Annotated in this window: 21 protein-coding genes; 9 read left to right on the top strand and 12 right to left on the bottom strand. The window is 37.4% G+C overall.

The features are described from left to right. Positions 1–34 precede the first annotated feature (34 nt). Together I589_RS05850 and rpsP are read right to left on the bottom strand one after the other, a co-directional pair. A complete protein-coding gene (locus tag I589_RS05850; RefSeq protein ID WP_010769039.1) occupies positions 35–280 on the bottom strand; it encodes a KH domain-containing protein in 246 nt (81 codons plus the stop codon). 11 nt (positions 281–291) lie between these two features. Continuing rightward, positions 292–567, bottom strand: coding sequence for a 30S ribosomal protein S16 (gene rpsP, locus I589_RS05845; RefSeq protein WP_010769040.1), 276 nt, complete (start codon positions 565–567; stop codon positions 292–294). A 273-nt stretch (positions 568–840) separates the two neighbouring features. Between rpsP and I589_RS05840 the strand changes: the two genes are divergently transcribed. Continuing rightward, positions 841–1,398: an NADPH-dependent FMN reductase gene (locus I589_RS05840; protein ID WP_010769041.1), complete on the top strand. Its 558-nt coding sequence runs from the start codon at positions 841–843 to the stop codon at positions 1,396–1,398. 50 nt (positions 1,399–1,448) lie between these two features. On the opposite strand, the gene I589_RS05835 is transcribed toward I589_RS05840, so the two are convergent. Next, the gene (locus tag I589_RS05835) at positions 1,449–1,979 is read right to left on the bottom strand and encodes a dihydrofolate reductase family protein (protein ID WP_010769042.1); all 531 of its coding nucleotides are present in this window, start codon (positions 1,977–1,979) and stop codon (positions 1,449–1,451) included. Between the two features lie 252 nt (positions 1,980–2,231). On the opposite strand from I589_RS05835, the gene I589_RS05830 reads away from it, so the two are divergent. The 4 genes from I589_RS05830 to I589_RS05815 all read left to right on the top strand — a co-directional run bounded on the left by I589_RS05830 (position 2,232) and on the right by I589_RS05815 (position 5,255). Then, a complete protein-coding gene (locus I589_RS05830) occupies positions 2,232–2,618 on the top strand; it encodes a GntR family transcriptional regulator (RefSeq protein WP_010769043.1) in 387 nt (128 codons plus the stop codon). Continuing rightward, positions 2,615–3,502 carry an ATP-binding cassette domain-containing protein gene (locus I589_RS05825; protein WP_010769044.1) on the top strand — a complete coding sequence of 296 codons (888 nt, stop codon included), beginning with the start codon at positions 2,615–2,617 and terminating at the stop codon, positions 3,500–3,502. Before I589_RS05830 ends, I589_RS05825 begins: the two co-directional genes overlap by 4 nt. Before the next feature lie 9 nt (positions 3,503–3,511). Then, positions 3,512–4,729, top strand: coding sequence for a hypothetical protein (locus I589_RS05820; protein WP_010769045.1), 1,218 nt, complete (start codon positions 3,512–3,514; stop codon positions 4,727–4,729). Between the two features lie 82 nt (positions 4,730–4,811). Further along, positions 4,812–5,255, top strand: coding sequence for a VanZ family protein (locus I589_RS05815; protein ID WP_162140347.1), 444 nt, complete (start codon positions 4,812–4,814; stop codon positions 5,253–5,255). 141 nt (positions 5,256–5,396) lie between these two features. Here the strand turns inward: I589_RS05815 and I589_RS05810 are convergent, their stop codons facing one another. The 4 genes from I589_RS05810 to I589_RS05795 form a co-directional block, all read right to left on the bottom strand. Beyond that, positions 5,397–5,909 carry a GNAT family N-acetyltransferase gene (locus I589_RS05810; RefSeq protein ID WP_010769047.1) on the bottom strand — a complete coding sequence of 171 codons (513 nt, stop codon included), beginning with the start codon at positions 5,907–5,909 and terminating at the stop codon, positions 5,397–5,399. A 177-nt stretch (positions 5,910–6,086) separates the two neighbouring features. Further along, positions 6,087–7,505, bottom strand: a complete 1,419-nt coding sequence (ffh, locus tag I589_RS05805; RefSeq protein ID WP_010769048.1) for a signal recognition particle protein — start codon at positions 7,503–7,505, stop codon at positions 6,087–6,089. 15 nt (positions 7,506–7,520) lie between these two features. Then, the gene (locus tag I589_RS05800; protein ID WP_010769049.1) at positions 7,521–7,859 is read right to left on the bottom strand and encodes a putative DNA-binding protein; all 339 of its coding nucleotides are present in this window, start codon (positions 7,857–7,859) and stop codon (positions 7,521–7,523) included. Positions 7,860–7,875: 16 nt separating this feature from the next. Further along, complete coding sequence (locus tag I589_RS05795) at positions 7,876–8,337, bottom strand: 2-thiouracil desulfurase family protein (protein WP_010769050.1); 462 nt, start codon at positions 8,335–8,337, stop codon at positions 7,876–7,878. Between the two features lie 172 nt (positions 8,338–8,509). Between I589_RS05795 and I589_RS05790 the strand changes: the two genes are divergently transcribed. Then, positions 8,510–9,220 carry a response regulator transcription factor gene (locus I589_RS05790; RefSeq protein WP_010769051.1) on the top strand — a complete coding sequence of 237 codons (711 nt, stop codon included), beginning with the start codon at positions 8,510–8,512 and terminating at the stop codon, positions 9,218–9,220. Then, positions 9,217–10,989, top strand: coding sequence for a sensor histidine kinase (locus I589_RS05785; RefSeq protein ID WP_010769052.1), 1,773 nt, complete (start codon positions 9,217–9,219; stop codon positions 10,987–10,989). The genes I589_RS05790 and I589_RS05785 overlap by 4 nt, the downstream gene beginning before the upstream one ends. Before the next feature lie 312 nt (positions 10,990–11,301). On the opposite strand, the gene I589_RS05780 is transcribed toward I589_RS05785, so the two are convergent. Next, a complete protein-coding gene (locus tag I589_RS05780) occupies positions 11,302–12,195 on the bottom strand; it encodes a phosphate ABC transporter substrate-binding protein (protein ID WP_010769053.1) in 894 nt (297 codons plus the stop codon). 263 nt (positions 12,196–12,458) lie between these two features. On the opposite strand from I589_RS05780, the gene I589_RS05775 reads away from it, so the two are divergent. Further along, positions 12,459–12,665: a hypothetical protein gene (locus tag I589_RS05775; RefSeq protein ID WP_010769054.1), complete on the top strand. Its 207-nt coding sequence runs from the start codon at positions 12,459–12,461 to the stop codon at positions 12,663–12,665. Positions 12,666–12,802: 137 nt separating this feature from the next. On the opposite strand, the gene I589_RS05770 is transcribed toward I589_RS05775, so the two are convergent. The 4 genes from I589_RS05770 to I589_RS05755 all read right to left on the bottom strand — a co-directional run bounded on the left by I589_RS05770 (position 12,803) and on the right by I589_RS05755 (position 18,790). Beyond that, on the bottom strand, positions 12,803–14,257 hold the full coding sequence (locus tag I589_RS05770) for a glycoside hydrolase family 1 protein (protein ID WP_010769055.1): 1,455 nt from the start codon (positions 14,255–14,257) through the stop codon (positions 12,803–12,805). Positions 14,258–14,278: 21 nt separating this feature from the next. Beyond that, the gene (locus I589_RS05765; protein WP_010769056.1) at positions 14,279–16,141 is read right to left on the bottom strand and encodes a beta-glucoside-specific PTS transporter subunit IIABC; all 1,863 of its coding nucleotides are present in this window, start codon (positions 16,139–16,141) and stop codon (positions 14,279–14,281) included. Between the two features lie 119 nt (positions 16,142–16,260). Beyond that, on the bottom strand, positions 16,261–17,115 hold the full coding sequence (gene licT, locus I589_RS05760; RefSeq protein WP_010769057.1) for a BglG family transcription antiterminator LicT: 855 nt from the start codon (positions 17,113–17,115) through the stop codon (positions 16,261–16,263). Between the two features lie 499 nt (positions 17,116–17,614). After that, a complete protein-coding gene (locus I589_RS05755) occupies positions 17,615–18,790 on the bottom strand; it encodes a pyridoxal phosphate-dependent aminotransferase (RefSeq protein WP_010769058.1) in 1,176 nt (391 codons plus the stop codon). 227 nt (positions 18,791–19,017) lie between these two features. Here I589_RS05755 and I589_RS05750 point away from each other — a divergent pair, with 227 nt between their 5' ends. Continuing rightward, positions 19,018–19,740, top strand: coding sequence for a DUF2087 domain-containing protein (locus tag I589_RS05750; RefSeq protein ID WP_010769059.1), 723 nt, complete (start codon positions 19,018–19,020; stop codon positions 19,738–19,740). The last annotated feature ends 11 nt before the right edge of the window (positions 19,741–19,751 follow it).

The following is a 19,751-nucleotide window of genomic DNA, read 5'->3' as shown; positions in this document are numbered from 1 at the left end:
CACCCTATCCCAACGGATAAGGCGCTTACTGTATTTATTTACCGTCTAAAATATTCAGACGTACCTTTTTTGGTCCTTCTGTTCGAACCCCGTAAACAATTGTACGAATTGCTTTTGCAACACGTCCTTGTTTGCCGATAATCCGACCAATATCTTCAGGAGCCACTGTCAAATTGTATTCATAAAAATCATCAGATTCTACGATGGCTAATTTGACTTCTTCAGGTTTAGAGACGAGTGGACGAACGATCGTTAAGACTAATTCTCGCAAATCTTTCATATCCAGTCACCCTATTTCTTTACGAATTTAGCTTCGTGGTGTTTCTTCATAACGCCTTCTTTTGAAAGGATGTTACGAACAGTGTCAGAAGGTTGCGCACCTTTTGATAACCAGTCTAAAACTAAATCTTCTTTTAAAACTACTTCTGCAGGATCTTTCAAAGGATTGTAAGTTCCTACAGTTTCGATGAAACGTCCATCACGAGGAGAACGAGAATCAGCTACAACAATACGGTAAAAAGGACTCTTTTTAGAACCCATACGTTTTAAACGAATTTTAACTGCCATTATATAATTACACCTCCATTAATTTATTCACAAGAGCTAGTTTACCAGTTTTTCATCACCCTGTAAAGCTTTTTTTCTTTACAGTAGATAAAAAGCTTTCTTTACGTGCAATTCAGGAAATTTTCTATTGACTATCTAAAAAATAAAGTGAATTTTCTTCAGTGAAGAGAACGAAAATCCCTCTTTTATTCACTTCGAGTCATTTTTCTTGCAAGATTCAAAAAAACGACTTATTATTAGTAAGTAAACTTGATTTATGAGGAGGAACTTTTTATGACAAAAAAAATTGGATTTTTAGTAGGTAGTTTAAGAAAAGAATCATTTAGTAAAAAAGTAGCAACTGCAATTGCAGGATTATTCCCATCAGACTTCGAACCTGTATTTATTTCACTAGATGATTTAGACATGTACAATCAAGATTTTGATGATGAAAATCGTGCCCCTGCTTCTTGGACAACTTTCCGTGAAACAGTGAAGGATATGACTGGATTTGTATTTGTTACTCCTGAATATAACCGTTCAGTACCTGCTGTATTGAAAAATGCATTGGATGTGGGTTCAAGACCTTATGGGCAAAGCGTTTGGGATGGTAAACCAGGATTAGTTGTAAGTGTATCTCCAGGTGCGTTAAGTGGATTTGGTGCGAACCATCACTTACGTCAATCACTAGTATTCTTAAATGTACCAACATTACAACAACCAGAAGCTTATCTAGGTAATGTAATGGATATGATTAATGAAGATGGAACAATTGTTGAAGGAACAATGACTTTCTTGAAAACAATTGTTGATACGTATGTTGCATTTTATGAAGCAAACAAAAAAGCATAATTACACTAATAAACACCGATGAGAGCATTGCTTTCATCGGTGTTTTTCTATTACTTGAGATTTTTTTTTCGCAAATGAAGTTCGCCAAATTGTCCAAACTTATTGACTTCTATTAATTCTAATTGGTTTCGGTAGTTTCCCTCTTCAAATAAGCGAATCCCCTTTCCAAGAAGAATGGGCGTAAATTGTATCCACCACTCATCAATCATATCTGCTTCTAATAAAGGCTTTAATAATTTTCCGCCGCCGACAATCCAGATATCTTTTCCCTCTTTTTTTCTCCATTCATTTAAAAATGCGACAGGATCTTCAGAGATAGAAATAAAGTCATCCGTTGTATACTGCATTTTTCGAGAGAAAATGAAATTTGTTTTTCCTGGATAAGGATTCTCCCCTTTTGTATAAGTTAATGTTTCTTCGAACGTTTTTCTTCCCATAACCGTTGTATCAATGGTTTCAATAAAAGAATCATAGTTCATGGGCGTGCCGTCATCTGCATCAAACAGCCACTGTAAACTGTGAGATTCATCAGCAAGGTACCCATCTAAACTTATGCCGCCGTAAAAAACAATCTTTCTCATAATATCTCCCCCTAAAATATGTCTGTCTCTATTCTATCAAATGAAGCGCTTTTGATGGGAATTTATGTACCTATAAGTTTTAAGAAGTTCGTATAAACAAAGTTGATAAATACTTGCCTGACTGCTCTAAATTAATTCTCTCTTCAGAATGTTCATTTTTTCTTAAGAACTGGAAATAGGCAGTTTACTTCAATAAGTGTACTATGTATACTAGTACACATAAGTACACTATGGAATTGAAAGGAGTTTACAATGGTTTCTATTAATAAAACGAGTAGTAAGCCTTATTACGAGCAGCTAATGTTAAGTATCAAAAAAGATATTCTGCAAGGAATATTAGTTGCTGGAGATAAGCTTCCTTCTGTTCGGGAACTCGCACGAGAGCTGATGATGAATCCCAATACTATTAGTAAAGCGTATAAGTTATTGGAAAACGAACAGGTATTAATTACAGTGAAGGGAAAAGGTACATTTGTAAAAAAATTCAACCCCACTCAACGTGATGACTATCGCATTGGATTACTCAAAGGAAAACTCAAAGATTTGATAATTGAAGCAGGTCATTTACAAGTAACACAAGATGAAATGGTTGAGTGGGTAAAGGAATCTGAACAGATGTTAGAGGGGTATACAGAATGAAAATCGATAAACTTACGAAAAATATTAACACAAAGCAAGTATTATCAGATATTTGTTTTTCTGCAGAATTAAATGAAGTTATTGGGCTGATTGGCCGAAACGGCTCTGGAAAGACTAGTCTTTTTCGAACGATTGCAGGTCATTATTTACCAGATAGCGGAGATGTTCTTATTGATGGACAAAGCATCTTGACACATCCGGAATTAAAAACAATGATTTTTTATATTGATGAACAGACGCATTTTTTATCGAGTTATTCATTAAAAAAGATTGGAATTTTTTATCAGAATGCCTATCCCAATTTCAACTATGAACAATTTATTGCGTTGATAAATGCACATAATTTACCAGTAAATAATAGTTTTCGTTCGATGTCTAAAGGGATGCAAGGTTTATTTAAAGTGATACTAGCGATTACTTCAAATGCGCCTTATCTTTTATTGGATGAACCTTTCGATGGACTAGATGTCATTGTGAAGAAAAATGTCATTCGTTTACTTTTGGAAAATTTAAGCGATGGCACTCGTACGGTTATTATTGCTTCTCATAATTTAAATGAGCTGGAAACCATTATTGACCGAGCGCTGATTTTAAAAGACGCAACGATTAAACAGGACTATCGTTTAGAGGAAATGCGTGCACAAGCACGAAAAGTGCAAATGGTTTTCCGAACAAAGAAGGTTCCCTCTTTTATCAAAGAAAATAGTAAGCTGCTCCGTGTGCAAGGGCGAGTAATTATTGCTGTTTTTGAAAATTATACCGAAGAAATCGAGCGCCAAATTAAAGAGGTTGACCCAGTACTATTAGAAGAGCTCCCGTTGGCATTAGAGGACTTATTTGAAGCAAATCTCAGTCGAGAATCAGACTATCAATTGTTTAATTAGGAGGACGCAATGAACAGACAATTAAAAAAAATTATGAAGGAACGTTATGGAAAATTTGTCCTGGTGGGAATGATTCTGATAGGACTCTACTATTTTTTTACTATTCAAAGTGGAATAAGTAATTGGTATGCAACAAGAAATTATCAGCAATCAGATATGTTTCGGCAAGAATACGAGGCATATCCAGACTCTTATACAGAATTTTGGGAAGACGACCAACCTGTTTACTACAAGAGTATAGAGGATTATATTAAAGGAACCTCCTATTTATTCAATAAAGCCAATCAGCCAGATTCACTAACGACTAGAGGGGATAAAGCGATTGATAAAGCGACGACTTATACTAATGTATTTATGAGTGAGGGAACAGGAATTTTTCTAGTTGCCTTCTTCTTACTCGGATTTCTTTTATTTTTTGTTGATTTGAAAACCCATTTTAATACGTTTCTTTTTTCGCTAGGGACCACACGAAATGCCATTTTTAAGGAAAAATTTAAAACAGTGGCTCTTCCCCTGTTTACAGTACTTATATTGTGTAAGCTGGCATTCATTACGAGTCTCTACCTGTTTATTCCACATGAGTTTATTAACGCTCATCTATCAACGTTGCTCCTTTCTATGATTAACGGGTTACTCTGTGTTTTTTTCTACTTCTCATGTGGCGTTTTTATTGGGATACTGACAGGAAATCTTATTTTTGGTCCAGTGATTGCGGGTGCATTTTTAATTTCAACAACGTTACTATCATCTGTTATGATGAATGTTTTATTTTTGATTGAAAATAGACTGAATCGTAATTTAAACAGCACCTATGAAGATTACGGTTTTCAAATTGATATTGGAAAAGTAAATGTTCATCCGGGTTTATGCATAACCATTTTTATTATAAGTGCTCTTCTTTTGTTTATCAGCTGGCGTGTGTTTAATCAACTATCGTTAGAAAAAAGCAGTCAAAATATTCTTTTAGACAGCTATCGACTGCCAATTACATTACTGATTATCGTTTATTCATGCACTATAGTTTGGGCAACACGATTTATGTATGCACTAATGGACTATCCTGAACAGCATGCAGATGTTCCCTACTTTATTTCCAGATCACTTGTTAGCGGGGGAATAATCTCTCTTATAACAGTGGGCACTATCTATTTTGTTCCTTTAAAAAATCGTGTACGTAAGTTGTTGGAGAAGCGTCGCCAATTTAAGGAGTTTAAAGTAGAGGAGTGAATTTTATGAGAAAACGAGTGGAGAGTATTCTTTTTTGGGGAATCGTTGTTTTCTATATTCTTTTACTCATGGATGTCGTTTTTTGAGCCGGCTATCTTCTGGCGCATCTATTCGGTTAGTAAACCTTGTTCCTTTTCACTCTATTCAGTCGTATATCAATGTGGATGATGGAGTTCATTATCGTTTGCTTGATGTAAATATTTGGGGAAATATCTTACTATTTGTTCCGATGGGAATTTATGTACCTTTGATTAAGAAGAGTTTCTCTTTTCTAAAAACCCTTCTCTCATTAGTCTTCATCAGCCTTTTGATTGAGGGTATTCAATATTTGTTTATCTTGGGAAGTGCAGATATTGATGATGTTCTGCTAAATGTGATGGGAGGACTACTGGGTTGGGTGTTCTATCGGTTTCTATTATTATTGGGAAAGACACCAGAACGTACGAAGACTATGGTCGTCATTATTAGTACAATTGTCGGGATTCCAGTTTTCATTCTTGTGATTCTTTTATTTGTAATGAATTAATTAGAAATACAATTATTCCCATGATTTGATAAAAATAGGATTGAAAAAATGACCTCTTTCTTTATCACTAGCTATTCGTAAAGCCTCTAAAACGTTGGACCAGTTGTCCTGCGTTTTAGAGGCTTTTTATTCTGCTTATTGCTATTTACTTTTTACAGCAAACAAAAAGTGTGGCATGGTGTGTCCACGGTAATGTTTGATGAAACGTTTTTTTGCAGTCATACCATTTCGAATAGCGACATTCATGGAAGGAAGATTTGTATCTCGAATAACAGAGATAACTTCTGATGCTTGAAGGATTTCAAAGGCGTAGGATTTTACAGCGGTAGCTGCTTCAATAGCGTATCCTTCATGCCAAGCATCTTTTATGAGATGATAGCCAATTTCCAAGTAAGTTTCTTCTTCAACTATTTGTTTAGTCAATCCGCATTCGCCAATAACTGTTTGATCTTCTTTTCTAACCAGTGCCCACAACCCATAGCCATCGGATTGATAAAGAGATTGGTTCCAGGCTAGCCAGTTTTCAACTTCTTCATCTGAAAATGCGCCTTCATAAGCATACATCACTTCTGAATCCTGTAGGAAGCTTCGTAAGCTTGGCAAATCTTCATTTGTCCATTCTCTCAAAATGAGTCGTTCAGTTTCTAAAATCATCACTACTTTCCTTTCTTGGGGAAAAATAGATAAGGAAAAGAGCCTGAGATATAACTATTTTGGTTATATTTCAGACTCTTCAAGCCCTGATAAATGGTGGGAGTAAAAATAATTTCTGCTCCCAATTCACTTCATCTATTCGTTAAAGCAGACAAAAAAGTTCCCTCTGTTTGCCTCTTATTTCCGTTTCTTTTTCTTCTTCTTGTTTTTCTTCACCATACGGTTCATCGCCATTTTGCCAAGCTTCCCTTTGACGCCTCCACCAAACATTTGGTCCATGCCTGGGATATTCATATCTCCTTTAGACATTTGCTGCATCATCTTGCGGGACTCTTTAAATTGTTTAATCATACGGTTGACTTCAACAATACTGTTTCCGGAACCTGCGGCAATTCTTCTTCTTCTGCTTGGGTTTAATAAATCTGGATTTTCTCGTTCTGCAGGAGTCATTGAATAAACCATCGCTTTTTTACGTTCCACGTCTTTAGGGTCAACCTTGACATTTTCAATACCTGGCATTTGATTCATTCCGGGTATCATTTTCAGAAGGTCTTCAATAGGCCCCATGCCCATTACTTGATCGAGCTGTTCAATAAAGTCATTGAAATCAAAGCTGTTTTCACGCATTTTTTGTGCGAGCTCTTCTGCTTTTTTCTCATCGTAGTCTTGCTGTGCTTTTTCAATAAGCGTCAGCATATCCCCCATACCTAAAATTCGACTAGACATTCGATCGGGATGGAAGATTTCCAGGTCAGTTAGTTTTTCACCAGAACCGATAAATTTAATGGGTGCTCCTGTTACGGAACGAATAGAAAGTGCAGCTCCCCCACGAGTATCACCGTCAAGTTTTGTAATCACAACCCCAGTGATGCCTAATTGCTGGTTAAAGCTATCTGCAACATTTACAGCATCCTGCCCTGTCATCGCATCGACTACTAAAAGAATTTCATTTGGTTCAGCAATCTCTTTAATTTGTTTTAATTCGTCCATAAGTGTTTCATCAATGTGCAGACGACCTGCCGTATCAATTAGGACATAATCATTTTTCTTTTCACGGGCAAGTGCCATCCCCTGACGAACGATTTCCACAGGACTGGTATCTGTGCCCATATCAAATACAGGTACGTCTAATTGTTGTCCCAGTACTTTTAACTGGTCAATTGCAGCTGGACGATATACGTCTCCGGCAATCATTAATGGACGAGCATTTTCAGTTTTCATTAAATGCTTCGCAAGTTTTCCGGCAAAGGTTGTTTTCCCTGCCCCTTGTAGCCCAACCATCATAATCACAGTAGGGATTTTTGGCGACTTGGTTAATTCTACTGTTTCAGAACCTAAAGTTTTTGTCAGCTCTTCATCAACAATTTTTACAATTTGCTGTGCAGGAGATAAGCTATCCAATACCTCGGTACCGACTGCCCGCTCACGTACTCGTTTTGTAAAATCTTTAACGACTTGTAAGTTAACATCGGCTTCAAGTAAAGCAAGGCGGATTTCCCGCATCATTTCTTTTACATCAGCCTCGGATACTTTTCCCTTTTTTCTTAGTTTACTCATTGCCTGCTGGAGGCGTTCTGTTAAGTTCTCAAATGCCATAGTTTTCTCATTCCTTTATTCATCAATTTCTTGTATTTTTTTCATTAACTCAGGGAGTGTTTCATCTTTTGGGTAATGTTCACGTACATAAACATCCATTTTATCCAACAGCTCACTTCGAACAATATAGTCAGAAAATAAATGTAATTTTCGTTCATAGTCTTCTAAAATCTTTTCTGTTCGTTTGATATTATCATACACCGCTTGACGGCTGACCTCATACTCTTCTGCAATCTCGCCTAAAGAAAAATCATCTGCATAATACAGCTCCATATAATTCATCTGTTTTTCTGTCAGCAAGGTTGAATAAAATTCAAAGAGTGCGTTCATACGATTTGTTTTTTCGAGTTCCATTTCTATCGCCTCGCTTTTAAGTAGTTTGTTGGGCTAACCATTCTTCATCAGAAAAAACAGACAGATTTTGTTGTAAAAAATAAGCTGTTGCTACGCCTACCCCATGTTTACTTGTTCCGCTAAAGCTACCATCATAGATGACTTGGCGACCACAGGATGGGCTTTTTTCTTTTGTAATAAGCTGTGTAATGTTTTGTTTTTTTAGTTTTTCGTAAGCTAGAATGGCTCCTTGTTTAAATGCGTCAGTCACATCAACGCCTGTTACAGTTATGACTTTTGCAGTTCCTCGCCAAACATCAAATCCATCTCCTCCAACAAGCTCAGCAGGTTCTCTAGGAACGGTAAGTCCGCCAAGAACCTCAGGACATACCATGATTGCAGTACCTTGTTGAACAAGTTCTTTTAACGAGTCAACTGTTTTTGCTTGACCGTCATAACGACAAAGTGCCCCACCTAAACAAGCACTGATTCCAATCATTTAAGTACCCCTTCTCATAAGTAGTGTTGAAAAATAAAAATCGCTTCCCTATTATACCATTTATTGTGCGTTCACAATAGTCCTAGAAGCCTATTCTATGCTAAAATGGACAAGTAACAGAAATACTTCGAAAAAGAACTGTTTTTTTATGAAGATATAAAGGAGTAAGCGCATGAAAAAAGTGCTCGTTGTTGATGATGAACCTTCAATTGTGACATTATTAACCTTTAATTTAGAAAAAGAAGGCTATCATGTAGTTAGTGCAACAGATGGACGAGAAGGATTAGAGTTGGCCTTAAATCAGCCATTTGATTTTATTATTTTAGATGTCATGCTTCCTTCTATGGATGGAATGGAGATTACGCGGACATTGCGTCAAGAAAAAATAGATGCCCCTATTTTAATGCTTACTGCAAAAGACGATCAAATTGATCGAATATTGGGGTTGGAAATGGGTGCAGATGATTATTTAACCAAACCCTTTAGTCCTCGTGAAGTCTTGGCGCGAATGAAGGCTATTTTCCGAAGAATGGCTCCTCGAACAACTGCTTCAATCGTAGAAGAACAGCCAGCAGAGTTTATTCAAGTGGGGGCGATTCGTGCAGATTTAACAAATTATCAAGTAACAGTTGAAGAAGAAAGTATTGTTCTAACACCCAAAGAGTTTGAGCTGCTTGTCTATTTTATGAAACGAAAAGATCGAGTGATTGATCGTGATACCTTGCTGGATCGTATTTGGAAATTTGATTTTGCTGGGCAAAGTCGAATTGTCGATGTACACGTGAGTCATCTTCGAGAAAAAATTGAAGCAGATCCGAAGCATCCGCAATACTTAAAAACGGTTCGAGGATTTGGGTATAAATTTCAGGAGCCCCACAAATGAGTTTCCTAAAAAAACATTCTGAAGGGTTGATTGCTGTCATACTTCTGCTGATTATTTTTGTTGGAAGCTGGCAACTAATCAATCACTTTTTTCATAACGAAGTAGTCGCGCAGCAAGAAACATATCTTCAAAAAAAGGGAGAGCTGCTCATTCGTCAACTACCAACAGAAGATTTGGCGACCTCTCCTCTTCCTGCTAAAGGAGTCCAACTACTTGAAAATTATGTTGAACATTCAACTGAACGAGTGACGTTACTTAATCAAGAAGGTGAGATTCTCTTTGATACGTCAGATGAACAGCTTCATGGGCAAAGAAATAATCGTCCAGAGGTTCAGTCTGTTTTATCAGGTGGCATAATAGGGAGTTCCTTGCGTAACAGTACAACATTAGAGGATGAATTACTTTATGTTGCCTTGCCAATTAAATCAGAAAATGAATTAATTGGTGTTCTTCGGATTGCTGAACCGACTAGCGGATTTTTGAAACAGGCAGAAGGGTTTAGACGATCAATTTTAATTGTATTTGTCTTGTTTTTCTTATTAATTGCCAGTCTAGTTCTTTATTTAATTCGTCAAAAAAATCGCCCTATCGAAACAGTGTTACCTGTTCTGAAAAAAATGGTTCGTCAACCAGAACAAGCTGGGGTGATTATGCAGGCTTCTGATGAATGGGAAGAATTGTATCGCACGATTAATACACTTAGTGAACAAATGAGTGAGACCTATCTTGCCTATACAGCAACAGAAGAGCAATTCTATACCCTTTTAAATGAATTGATGATAGGCGTTTTTATTCTTGATGAAGAAGGCAGAATGGTATTAGTCAATCCCAAAATGCAGGAACACTTAGGAATGCTCTCTTTTGAAGCTGGAGAAATGTATACAGAGGTTGTTACAGACCCTCAGCTCATTCGACTGATTCACCAAGTGACGATTGAACAGCCGATGATCCATGAAGAGCTAGCAATAAAAGAGCCCTACGAGCAAGTCTTATCTTTTAGTTTGCGTTATTTAGATAATACGCACCAGCGTCAGATTCTTGGGATTGCTTACGATCTAACTCGTGTACGGCAGCTTGAAAAAATGCAAAAAGACTTTGTTGGAAATGTATCTCATGAACTAAAAACACCTGTTACCTCTCTTATCGGGTTTACTGAAACCTTGTTAGATGGTGCGATGGAGGATCCAGCGACACTAACTGAATTTCTTCACATTATGCAAAAAGATGCACAGCGCCTTCAAAAATTGATTCAAGAGATTATTCAGTTATCTAAAGATGGTGAGCGAGGTTTTTACGAAACACAAACTATTACACTCCGCCCCCTTTTAGACCAGCTGATTCAAAGTTATCAGTCGATGATAAGGGAAAAAGAAGTGACTTTCGAGATTCAGGGTGATCCCTTACTTGAGGTTGAAACAACCTTGGAACTCTTTTATCCAATTGTAAAAAACCTAGTGGAAAATGCAATTCAGTATTCTCCTGAAAAACGAACGATTCTTATCTCCTATCAGAAAAGTGATGAGCTTGTCTTATCTGTTCAAGATTATGGGATTGGGATTGATGAAGAAGATCAAGAACGTATCTTTGAGCGATTCTATCGAGTAGATAAGGCGCGTAGCCGACACTCTGGAGGAACAGGTTTAGGTTTGTCAATTGTTCGAGATTATACTCAAATTCTTGGAGGGTTTGTTGAAGTTCACAGCCATTTAGGATTAGGCTCTACGTTCACGATTCATTTACCAATCATAGAGGAGAACATGAATTTGTAGAGGCTACAATTGACTAGCCAGTCAATGACCATTCTCAAAAAACAGATAAGCCCCGCTAAAAGCTAGAATTTTTCTGCTTTTGGCGGGGCTTTTTTTGCTAATAAACAAAGGTGGGACATAACTAATTAAGTTATTCCACACCTTTGTAAAATCTTAATAAACGGTGGGAACAGAAGTAACTCATCTCCACTGCGTTTCGCTCTCATCAACTTCTACGCATGAAACATGCTAGAGTTGAAGGCTTCCAAAATAAGCTGAACAATTCTGTCCCGACCTCTAGGATATAGGGGAAAGAAAACAAAAACAGTGTTTCTATTTTATGTTTCCGTCAACGTCTCGTTCTACCTTCATGTCTGTTATCGGCAGATAGCCTAACTCTTTTACTGGACCATTTTGAATCGTTTCACTCATCATATAGTCTAAAAAGGCTTTTACATTTGCATCAGGCTCACCTTTTGTATACATGTGTTCATAAGACCAGATTTTCCAGCTGTTATCTGCTACATTTTCAGCGGTTGGTTCTACATCGTCCAAGCTAAGTGCCTGAATGGAAGAATCTAAATAAGAAAAGGCAAGGTAGCTGATTGCTCCTGGTGTTTGTGCAACAATTTGTCGAACCGTTCCAGAAGAATCTTGTTCTTGTGCTTGAATAGTGGACGCTCCATCCAGTCCCCATTTTTCAAAGGTTGCTCGCGTACCGCTACCGCTTGCGCGATTAATCACTGAAATTTTTTCATCCGTACCGCCTACTTCATTCCAATTTGTAATTTTTCCAGTGAAAATGTCAATGAGCTGCTGTTTAGATAAATTTTTAACATTAACATCTTTATTGACCACGGGTGCCATTCCAACAACAGCCACTCGATGATCAACCAACTCTTTAGCTGGAACTCCGTCTTTTTCTTCTGCGAAGACATCAGAGTTTCCAATGGTTACTGCTCCATCTGCTACTTGACTGAGTCCAGTTCCGCTTCCGCCTCCTTGGACAGAGATTTGATAATTCGGATTTTCTTGAGTAAAGCTTGTTTGTGCGGCATCAACTAGAGGTTGTAAAGCAGTTGATCCCACCGCAACGATTTTCACTTGTTCATTTGATGTATTTGCAGAGCTTCCTGCGCTTGCACTGCTGCTGTCTGTAGCTGCTTGATTGCCGCATCCAGCTAAGAATAATCCTAAAGTTGCTAAAGCAAAAACTGTCTTTTTCATGTATTTGAGTTCTCCTCTCTTAAGTACAAGCTTAGTTTATCAAGTAGATGTAAATGCTGAGTTGATTTGAGGTAAAGATGTGGTTAAGCTGTGTAAATTTTTTGTAAATCTCTACTTTAAAAAAATAATGAAAGAAAAATCGCAAAGTTCATTTTTCTCTATCTGAGATACAAAGACTAGGTATGCTTGAAAAGACAATATCCTCTGCGAATAGAAGAAAGAGTGGTAAACTACAGGTATTGATAGAGAAAGAAGGAAAGAACATGTTAGAAATTCATTATTCAATAGGCGATTCAAATGAACAAGTGAAAACATATGAAAAGGCAAGTGACTTTGTTGCTGCACAATATAAGGAAGTCCCTGATTTACAAGATAACTATCGTGTAATTAAAGCGTTGATTGACGGAAAAGAAGTTCAATTAGAGGAATCAAGCATTGGCGGGTTGTTTACTTATTTAAATACAAAATAAAAAAACAACACCCTTTCTAGCTGGTGAATAGCCAGTTAGAAAGGGTGTTGTTTTTATTATCGAGCGCTTAACAAGATGCTTTTAAACCTGTATCAACTATCTACGCTGATATTTTTCAGCATGCTTTAAGTCGGCAGTTAATTTAAATCTGTTCCATTTGTTGCAATGACTTTTTTGTACCAGTCAAATGATTTTTTCTTTGAGCGATTTAACGTTCCATTTCCTTCATCATCTAAATCGACATAGACAAAGCCATAGCGTTTACTCATTTCGCCAGTTGACGCACTGACTAGGTCAATACAGCCCCAAGGAGTATAGCCCATTAAGTCTACCCCATCAGCTACTGCTTCGCCCATCGATTCAATGTGTCGACGTAAATAATCAATTCGGTAATCATCGTTAATTTGTCCGTCTTCTTCGACTGTATCAATGGCACCTAGTCCATTTTCAACAATAAATAATGGTTTTTCATAACGATTGTATAGCTCGTTTAAAGCGATTCGCAGGCCATCCGGATCAATTTGCCAGCCCCACTCGCTTGCTTCTAAAAATGGATTACGAACGCCTCCTAAAAGATTTCCTGTCACGACATCAGTTTCTTCGACAGTCATTGTTTCATTGACAGCTGAGGACATATAGTAACTAAAGCCTATATAGTCAACCGGATAGGCTTTTAACAGAGCTAAATCTTCTTTTGTGATCTCGAGGGCTTGTTCATCCACTCCATATTTTTTGTAGGTTCTCTTTGTATAGGCAGGATATTCTCCACGAACTTGTACATCGGTACAGAAATAATTGAACTCCTGATTTTGAATAAGTGTCGCTACTTGGTTTGTAGGATTTGCATCAATGCTATATGTGGTTGCATAGATAATCATACAGCCGATTTGAATAGCTGGGTTTACTTCGTGTGCAATTTTTACAGCCTTACTACTTGCAACAAATTGATTATGCCATGCTTGGAAGATATTTTGATAGTCTCCCCCACCGTTTGATTTTACAAGACCTTGACTTAATGCTGGAAAATGAAAAGCAGAATTTATTTCATTAAAGGTCATCCAATAAGTTACTTTTTTCCCAAAGCGAGTTAAAACAGTAGAAGCAAAAGTTTCATAAAAGTCAATTAATTGACGGTTTTTCCAGCCACCATAAGTTTTCGCCAAATGTAGAGGCATTTCATAATGAGAAATAGTAATTACAGGCTCTATCGAATGTTTTAGACATTCATCAATTAAGTCATCATAAAATTTTAGGCCAGCTTCATTAGGGGTCGTTTCATCACCATTTGGAAAAATACGGGTCCAAGCAATTGAAAAGCGATAACATTTAAATCCCATTTCTGCAAACAATGCTATATCTTCTTTGAAACGGTCATAATGATCGATTCCTCTGTGATTTGGATAGATATAGGTATTGTCATCAATCGTCCAATCAAATGTCTCGCTTTCCAAAATAGGAAAGCGTTGTTTTCCGCCAGGCATGGCATCTGCGACAGACAATCCTTTTCCATCGCGATTATATGCCCCTTCTAATTGATTGGCAGCAGTAGCGCCACCCCATAAGAAATCTGATTTAAATTGTTGTTTTTCCATTTTACAAACCTCATTTCTGTTTTATTTAACAATAGTAAGAAACTCTTCCCCTTGAATAATTTCTTCCTGATTTAAGTCCAATACATCTGCAAATGTGTTCGTATTTGTAATGACAATTGGCGTAATCGTAGAATAGCCAGCCGCCTGAATCTTGTCTATATCAAATGAAACGAGCGATTGTCCAGCAGTGACTTTCTCTCCTTGTTTTACATGGGGAGTAAATCCGTCGCCATTTAGTTCTACTGTATCCATGCCAATGTGCATTAAAATTTCAATTCCGTCTGTTGTTGTAAAGCCAACTGCATGACCTGTTGGGAAGATTGTTGTAATTTCTCCATCAGCTGGAGCAATCAACTCTCCTTCTTCTGGTTCAATAGCCAACCCTTTTCCCATTGCTCCTGAAGAGAATACAGGATCTTTTACGTCGCTTAGCGCAACAATTTTCCCAGTTAGTGGGCTTTGTAGAATGTGACGAGCATTTGTTTCAGTTAAAGTTGTGGCTGAGGGTTTCGTTGCGTTTGTTTCTGCTGCAGGATCATCAAAGCCTACAACTAGTGTACCAATAAAGGCTAGGATAAATGCTCCTGCCGTTGCAAGAATCGCCATTGTTACATTAGATTCCACTCCATCAATGGTACTAATAAATGATGGAATAGACAATAGACTAACTAAACCATTGGCAAATGCTTTTGCTCCGCTCATTCCGACTACTGCCCCACCAATTGCACTACTTATACAAGCGACGATAAATGGTTTTTTCAAAGGCAGTGTCACGCCGTAAACAGTTGGTTCTGTGATTCCAAAAAATGAAGTAATGGTTGATGAAATCCCTAGTTGACGCAGTTTTGAATCTTTGGTACGTAAAGCAACTGCAAGGGCTGCTCCCCCTTGTGCAAGCACTGCTGGTAATAGCATAGGCATCAAGACATCATAGTGAAGCTGTTCGATGTTTAAGAAAATTAGTGGAACAAATCCCCAATGCATGCCAAACATAACGAATACTTGCCAAAAACCACCCATAATTAAGCCAGCTACTAATGGACTGAAGTTATATACGCTGTTGAACAAGCTTCCGAGTCCTTGTCCGATAACGGTTCCTAGCGGTCCTACAACTAAAAAGGTCAGAGGAACCATCACTAACAAAACAATTAGAGGAACAAGAATCGTTTGTAGAAATTGTGGAACAATTTTTTTCACTAATGGTTCAAATTTACTTTGGAGCCATACTGCTAAAAGAATGGGAATAACCGATGAAGTATAACCAGACGGCGACAAGATAGCTGGTATTCCAAAGAAATCTAAAGCAGCTCCATCTGATGCTATTTGTGAGATAGCTGGATAAACCATTGCCATAGCGATTGCTACGGATAAAAATTGATTCGTGTTAAACTTTTTCGCTGCTGTAATTGCAAGCATAATAGGGAGGAAAGTAAAAATACCATCTGCAGCAGCAAAGAGAATCTGGTAAGTTCCTTGTGTATCACTTAACCAACCCAACACAACAGCTAAAGAGAGAAACCCTTTCAGCACCCCTGCTGCAGCCATTGCCCCTAGAAATGGGGTGAAAATACTGGAGATGATGTCAATCAGCTGATTCAAAATATTGCCTTTTTCCCCTTCTTCTTTAGGTGTCTCACCCAAAGAAGAGTCTTCCATAATTGCTTTGTAAACATCCGCGACATTGCTGCCGATAACGACTTGATACTGTCCACCACTTTGGACAACTTGAATGACATCAGGATCAGCCTTTAATTTTTCTGTATCTGCAACTGATTCATCTTTTAGTTTGAATCGTAGTCGTGTCGCACAATGAACAAGACTGTTTACGTTTTTTTCGCCGCCGACTGATTCAAGTACGCGTTTTCCTACTTCTTTGTTATCCATTTTTTCTTCCTTCTTTCTTTGTTTTATGTATACAAAAAAACCTAAACTGAAAAAACAATTGTCCGAAAACAATCCTTGTTTTTTCAATCTAGGTTTTGCCTGCCAAACAGTAACAATCCTTATGATTGAGAGAAATGTTGTGTTTCTCCAACGACTCGCTGTACATGAATCGTTAAATAAATTTGTTCCGATTTTTCAATCGGTTTTTGCTGGGTTTTGACTAAAAAATCATTGATTCTCAACACACATTGAAACGCCTGTGGATATTTTGACTGAATCAGTTCATATAAGAACACATCCACTTCTTCTTGAGTTTCATTTCTGAGATATCTTTGAGCAAAAAACTGAAGATGCGTAACGATTCGTTGATAATTAAGAGACTCTTCATTAAATAGAATACCAAAAAAGCGGCTGATAATACTTAAGATATCTCGTACCATTGTGGTTGCTGTCATTGTCACTTCCATATTGCCATTTGCTTGTTCGCTATTGACAAAATGAAAAGCAATAAATCCTGCTTCATCATCTGGGAAAAGAATCCCCATCTGTTTTTCTATAAGCGTTAGTGCTTCTTTGGCGACTTTGAACTCTTTTCCATAGAACTTTTTAATTTCAAAAAGTAAAGGATTCGGAATGAGTACATCTTCTTTTGAGCGCTGTAACGCATAATGAATATGATCGGTGAGCGTCACATAAATGTTTGGCGAAAGTGCTACAGAGAGCTTTTCTTCAGCCATGTCGACTATTTGTTTCACTAAATCGATTTCATCAGACGGCACATCTGCCAATAATTGTTGAAATTGTCCTGCAGTTGAAGAGTCTTTTAAGATGAATTCTTTTTCAATCTTATCTTCATCAAGAGAATCGCCTGTCTTTTTTTGGAATGCAAGACCTCGTCCCATAAAAATGATTTCGTCCCCGTCTTTATTTTTTGAAAGAACAACATTATTATTATATATTTTTTCGATGATCATAGAATAGATGTCCTCCTCAAGAAAAATAAAAAAACCTAGAATCCGCCCTAAAAATGGTTAGCTAGATTCTGGTTTTGCCTGCCGAACAGTAACAATCCTCTTACATGTTGAGAATAGCATATATTCAACATGAGTGCAAGCCCTTTCTCTCAGTAAAAAGAAAAAATCTCATGAAGAATGAATAAAAAAGCATATATCATAAGATTTTTTGAAGGTGGGACATAACTGATTAAGTTATACCCCACCCTCGTAAACTATTAATAAAGGTTGGGAAAAGAAGGAACTCATCTCCACTGCGTTTGTCTCTCAACAACTTCTACGCATGGGACATGCTAGAGTTGAAGGCTTGGAAAATAAGCTGAAATTGCATCTCTACATCTATTTCTAAAAGAAAAAGATGTACCTAGTGTTGCAAATCCACATAGCTTCACTTCCTATGAAACACAGTACCTGTTCTCGAAACTGAATACTTCTGTCCGAATCTCAAAAAGTTTGCGAATTAGATTCTCTGTTGGATCAGATAAGTCTCTAAACGCCCCATCGCTTCTTCCAACACTTCTATAGATGTTGCGTAACTTACTCGAATATACCCCTCTGCTTCCGGCCCGAAAGCGATACCCGGAATTACTGCCAAGGCATTTTTTTCAGCTAAGTCTACGCAAAAAGACATCGAATCTTGAATATATCCCTCTGGTATTTTTGCAAATAAGTAGAAGGCACCAGAAGGCCTTGCAATCTCAAATCCAAGAGAAACCATTTTTTCATATAAAAAGTCTCTTCTTTTTAGATATTCTTTTTTCATCACTTCAGCATCGTTTATTCCCTCAATCAGTGCTTTAACAGCAGCTTTTTGTGAAACTGTGGCAGCAGATGTCACTAAATACTGGTGAACTTTTATAATTTGATTTGTTAGTTCTGCTGGTGCAAAAATAAACCCAATTCGCCATCCAGTCATTGCATGTGATTTTGACAGACCATTAATAAGGATAGTTTGTTCTTTTAAATATTCGGCGATAGATACATGAGACTCTCCATAGGTTAGCTCACTATATACCTCGTCACTCACTACAAATACCGGATACTTGCTCAGGACATCTGCGATTGCGCGAACCTCTTCTCTTGAATAGGTGACACCAGTTGGATTACTTGGGTAATTTAATATAATCGCTTTTACATCTTCTCCATGTTCATTCATTGCCTTTTCAATCATCTCAGGAGAAAGAATAAACTGATTTGGCCGCGTGTCAATGTAGACTGCTTCCGCTCCTGCCAAAGTAATCATAGGTTCGTAGCCTGGGTAGATGGGTGCAGGTAATAAGACTTTGTCTCCAGGATTTAATATAGCAAGTAAGGTTGCAGAAATTGCTTCAGTTGCGCCTACTGTGACGAGCGTTTCTGTCTGACTATCATAAGATAGGTGATATTTTTCTTTTAAAAAATAAGTAGTCGCCTCTCGCACGTCCAATAAGCCAGACATTCCTGTATAATGACTAAAATTTTGTTCAATCGCTTCTTTGCCCGCAGCTTTTACGTGTTCAGGTGTGTTGAAATCAGGTTCTCCTAATGTAAGTTTTAAAATATCAGGAATTGGTGAAACCGTTTCGTCAAACTGTCGAATAGTTGAAACGGCAATCTTATAGACCTGTTGGTTAAATCGATTTTCCAGCTTATTCATGTGCATAACCACCTTGTTTTCTTGTTGCTCTCTATAGTAGCATAAAAAAAGCAAAAAATGAATGTTTGGTTATAATTAGGTGTAAATAGTATGAGGAAGAGTGGTTTTCATATTATTTTCGTTTATATATATATAGATTAAATAGATTTTGTCCCTTTTAGTGCAAACAGAAATTTTATATGTTACAATTGTGTAAACGAAACTACTTTATGTTTAGGAGAGAACAAATGGATAAATCAAAAGTTTATGAAATAGCTGATTATAAGGAAGGTTTTACCTTTTCAGACCAACACTATCAATGTTTATTTTGTGGGGAATCGTTTGAAGAAGGGGTGATTTACAAAGATGGAGAGCTTCAGCAGACAGCCGCTCGCGCAATTAAAAGACATGTAGCAACGCAGCATGATGGGGTACTAACAGCGTTACTTTCACTCCCACGCTCTTTTAGCGGTTTATCAGAGACACAACAAGAGGTGTTTACATTATTTGCACAGGGAATTAGCGATACAGTGATTGCACAAAGAATGGGTATTTCCACTTCAACTGTGCGAAATCACCGATTTAAATTAAAGGAAAAAGAACGCCAAGCACGTGTTTTTGTTGCGATGATGAGTCTTTTATCTATAGCGACTCCTCCACTTCCACATGAGGGTGCTACAATGATTGATGACCGGTATCAAATAACCGAGGCTGAAAGAAAAAGAGTTATTCAAACCTATGTTGATGAAAATGGCTTTGTTCAACAATTTCCTAGTAAAGAGAAACGAAAAATCATTATTCTAGGAGAAACAGTTAAGAAATTTGATCGTCAGAAAAATTATTCGGAACAAGCAGTCAATGAAATCTTAAAACAAATGTTTACTGACTATGTGACGGTTCGAAGATATTTGATTGAATATGGATTTATGCAACGAACCAAGGATGGGCAAACGTATTGGGTTCATTCATAGGAGGATGTGAA

Source organism: Enterococcus phoeniculicola ATCC BAA-412, assembly GCF_000407505.1.
Classification (GTDB): Bacteria; Bacillota; Bacilli; order Lactobacillales; family Enterococcaceae; genus Enterococcus_K; species Enterococcus_K phoeniculicola.
This window is presented reverse-complemented; position numbering and strand designations above follow the sequence as displayed.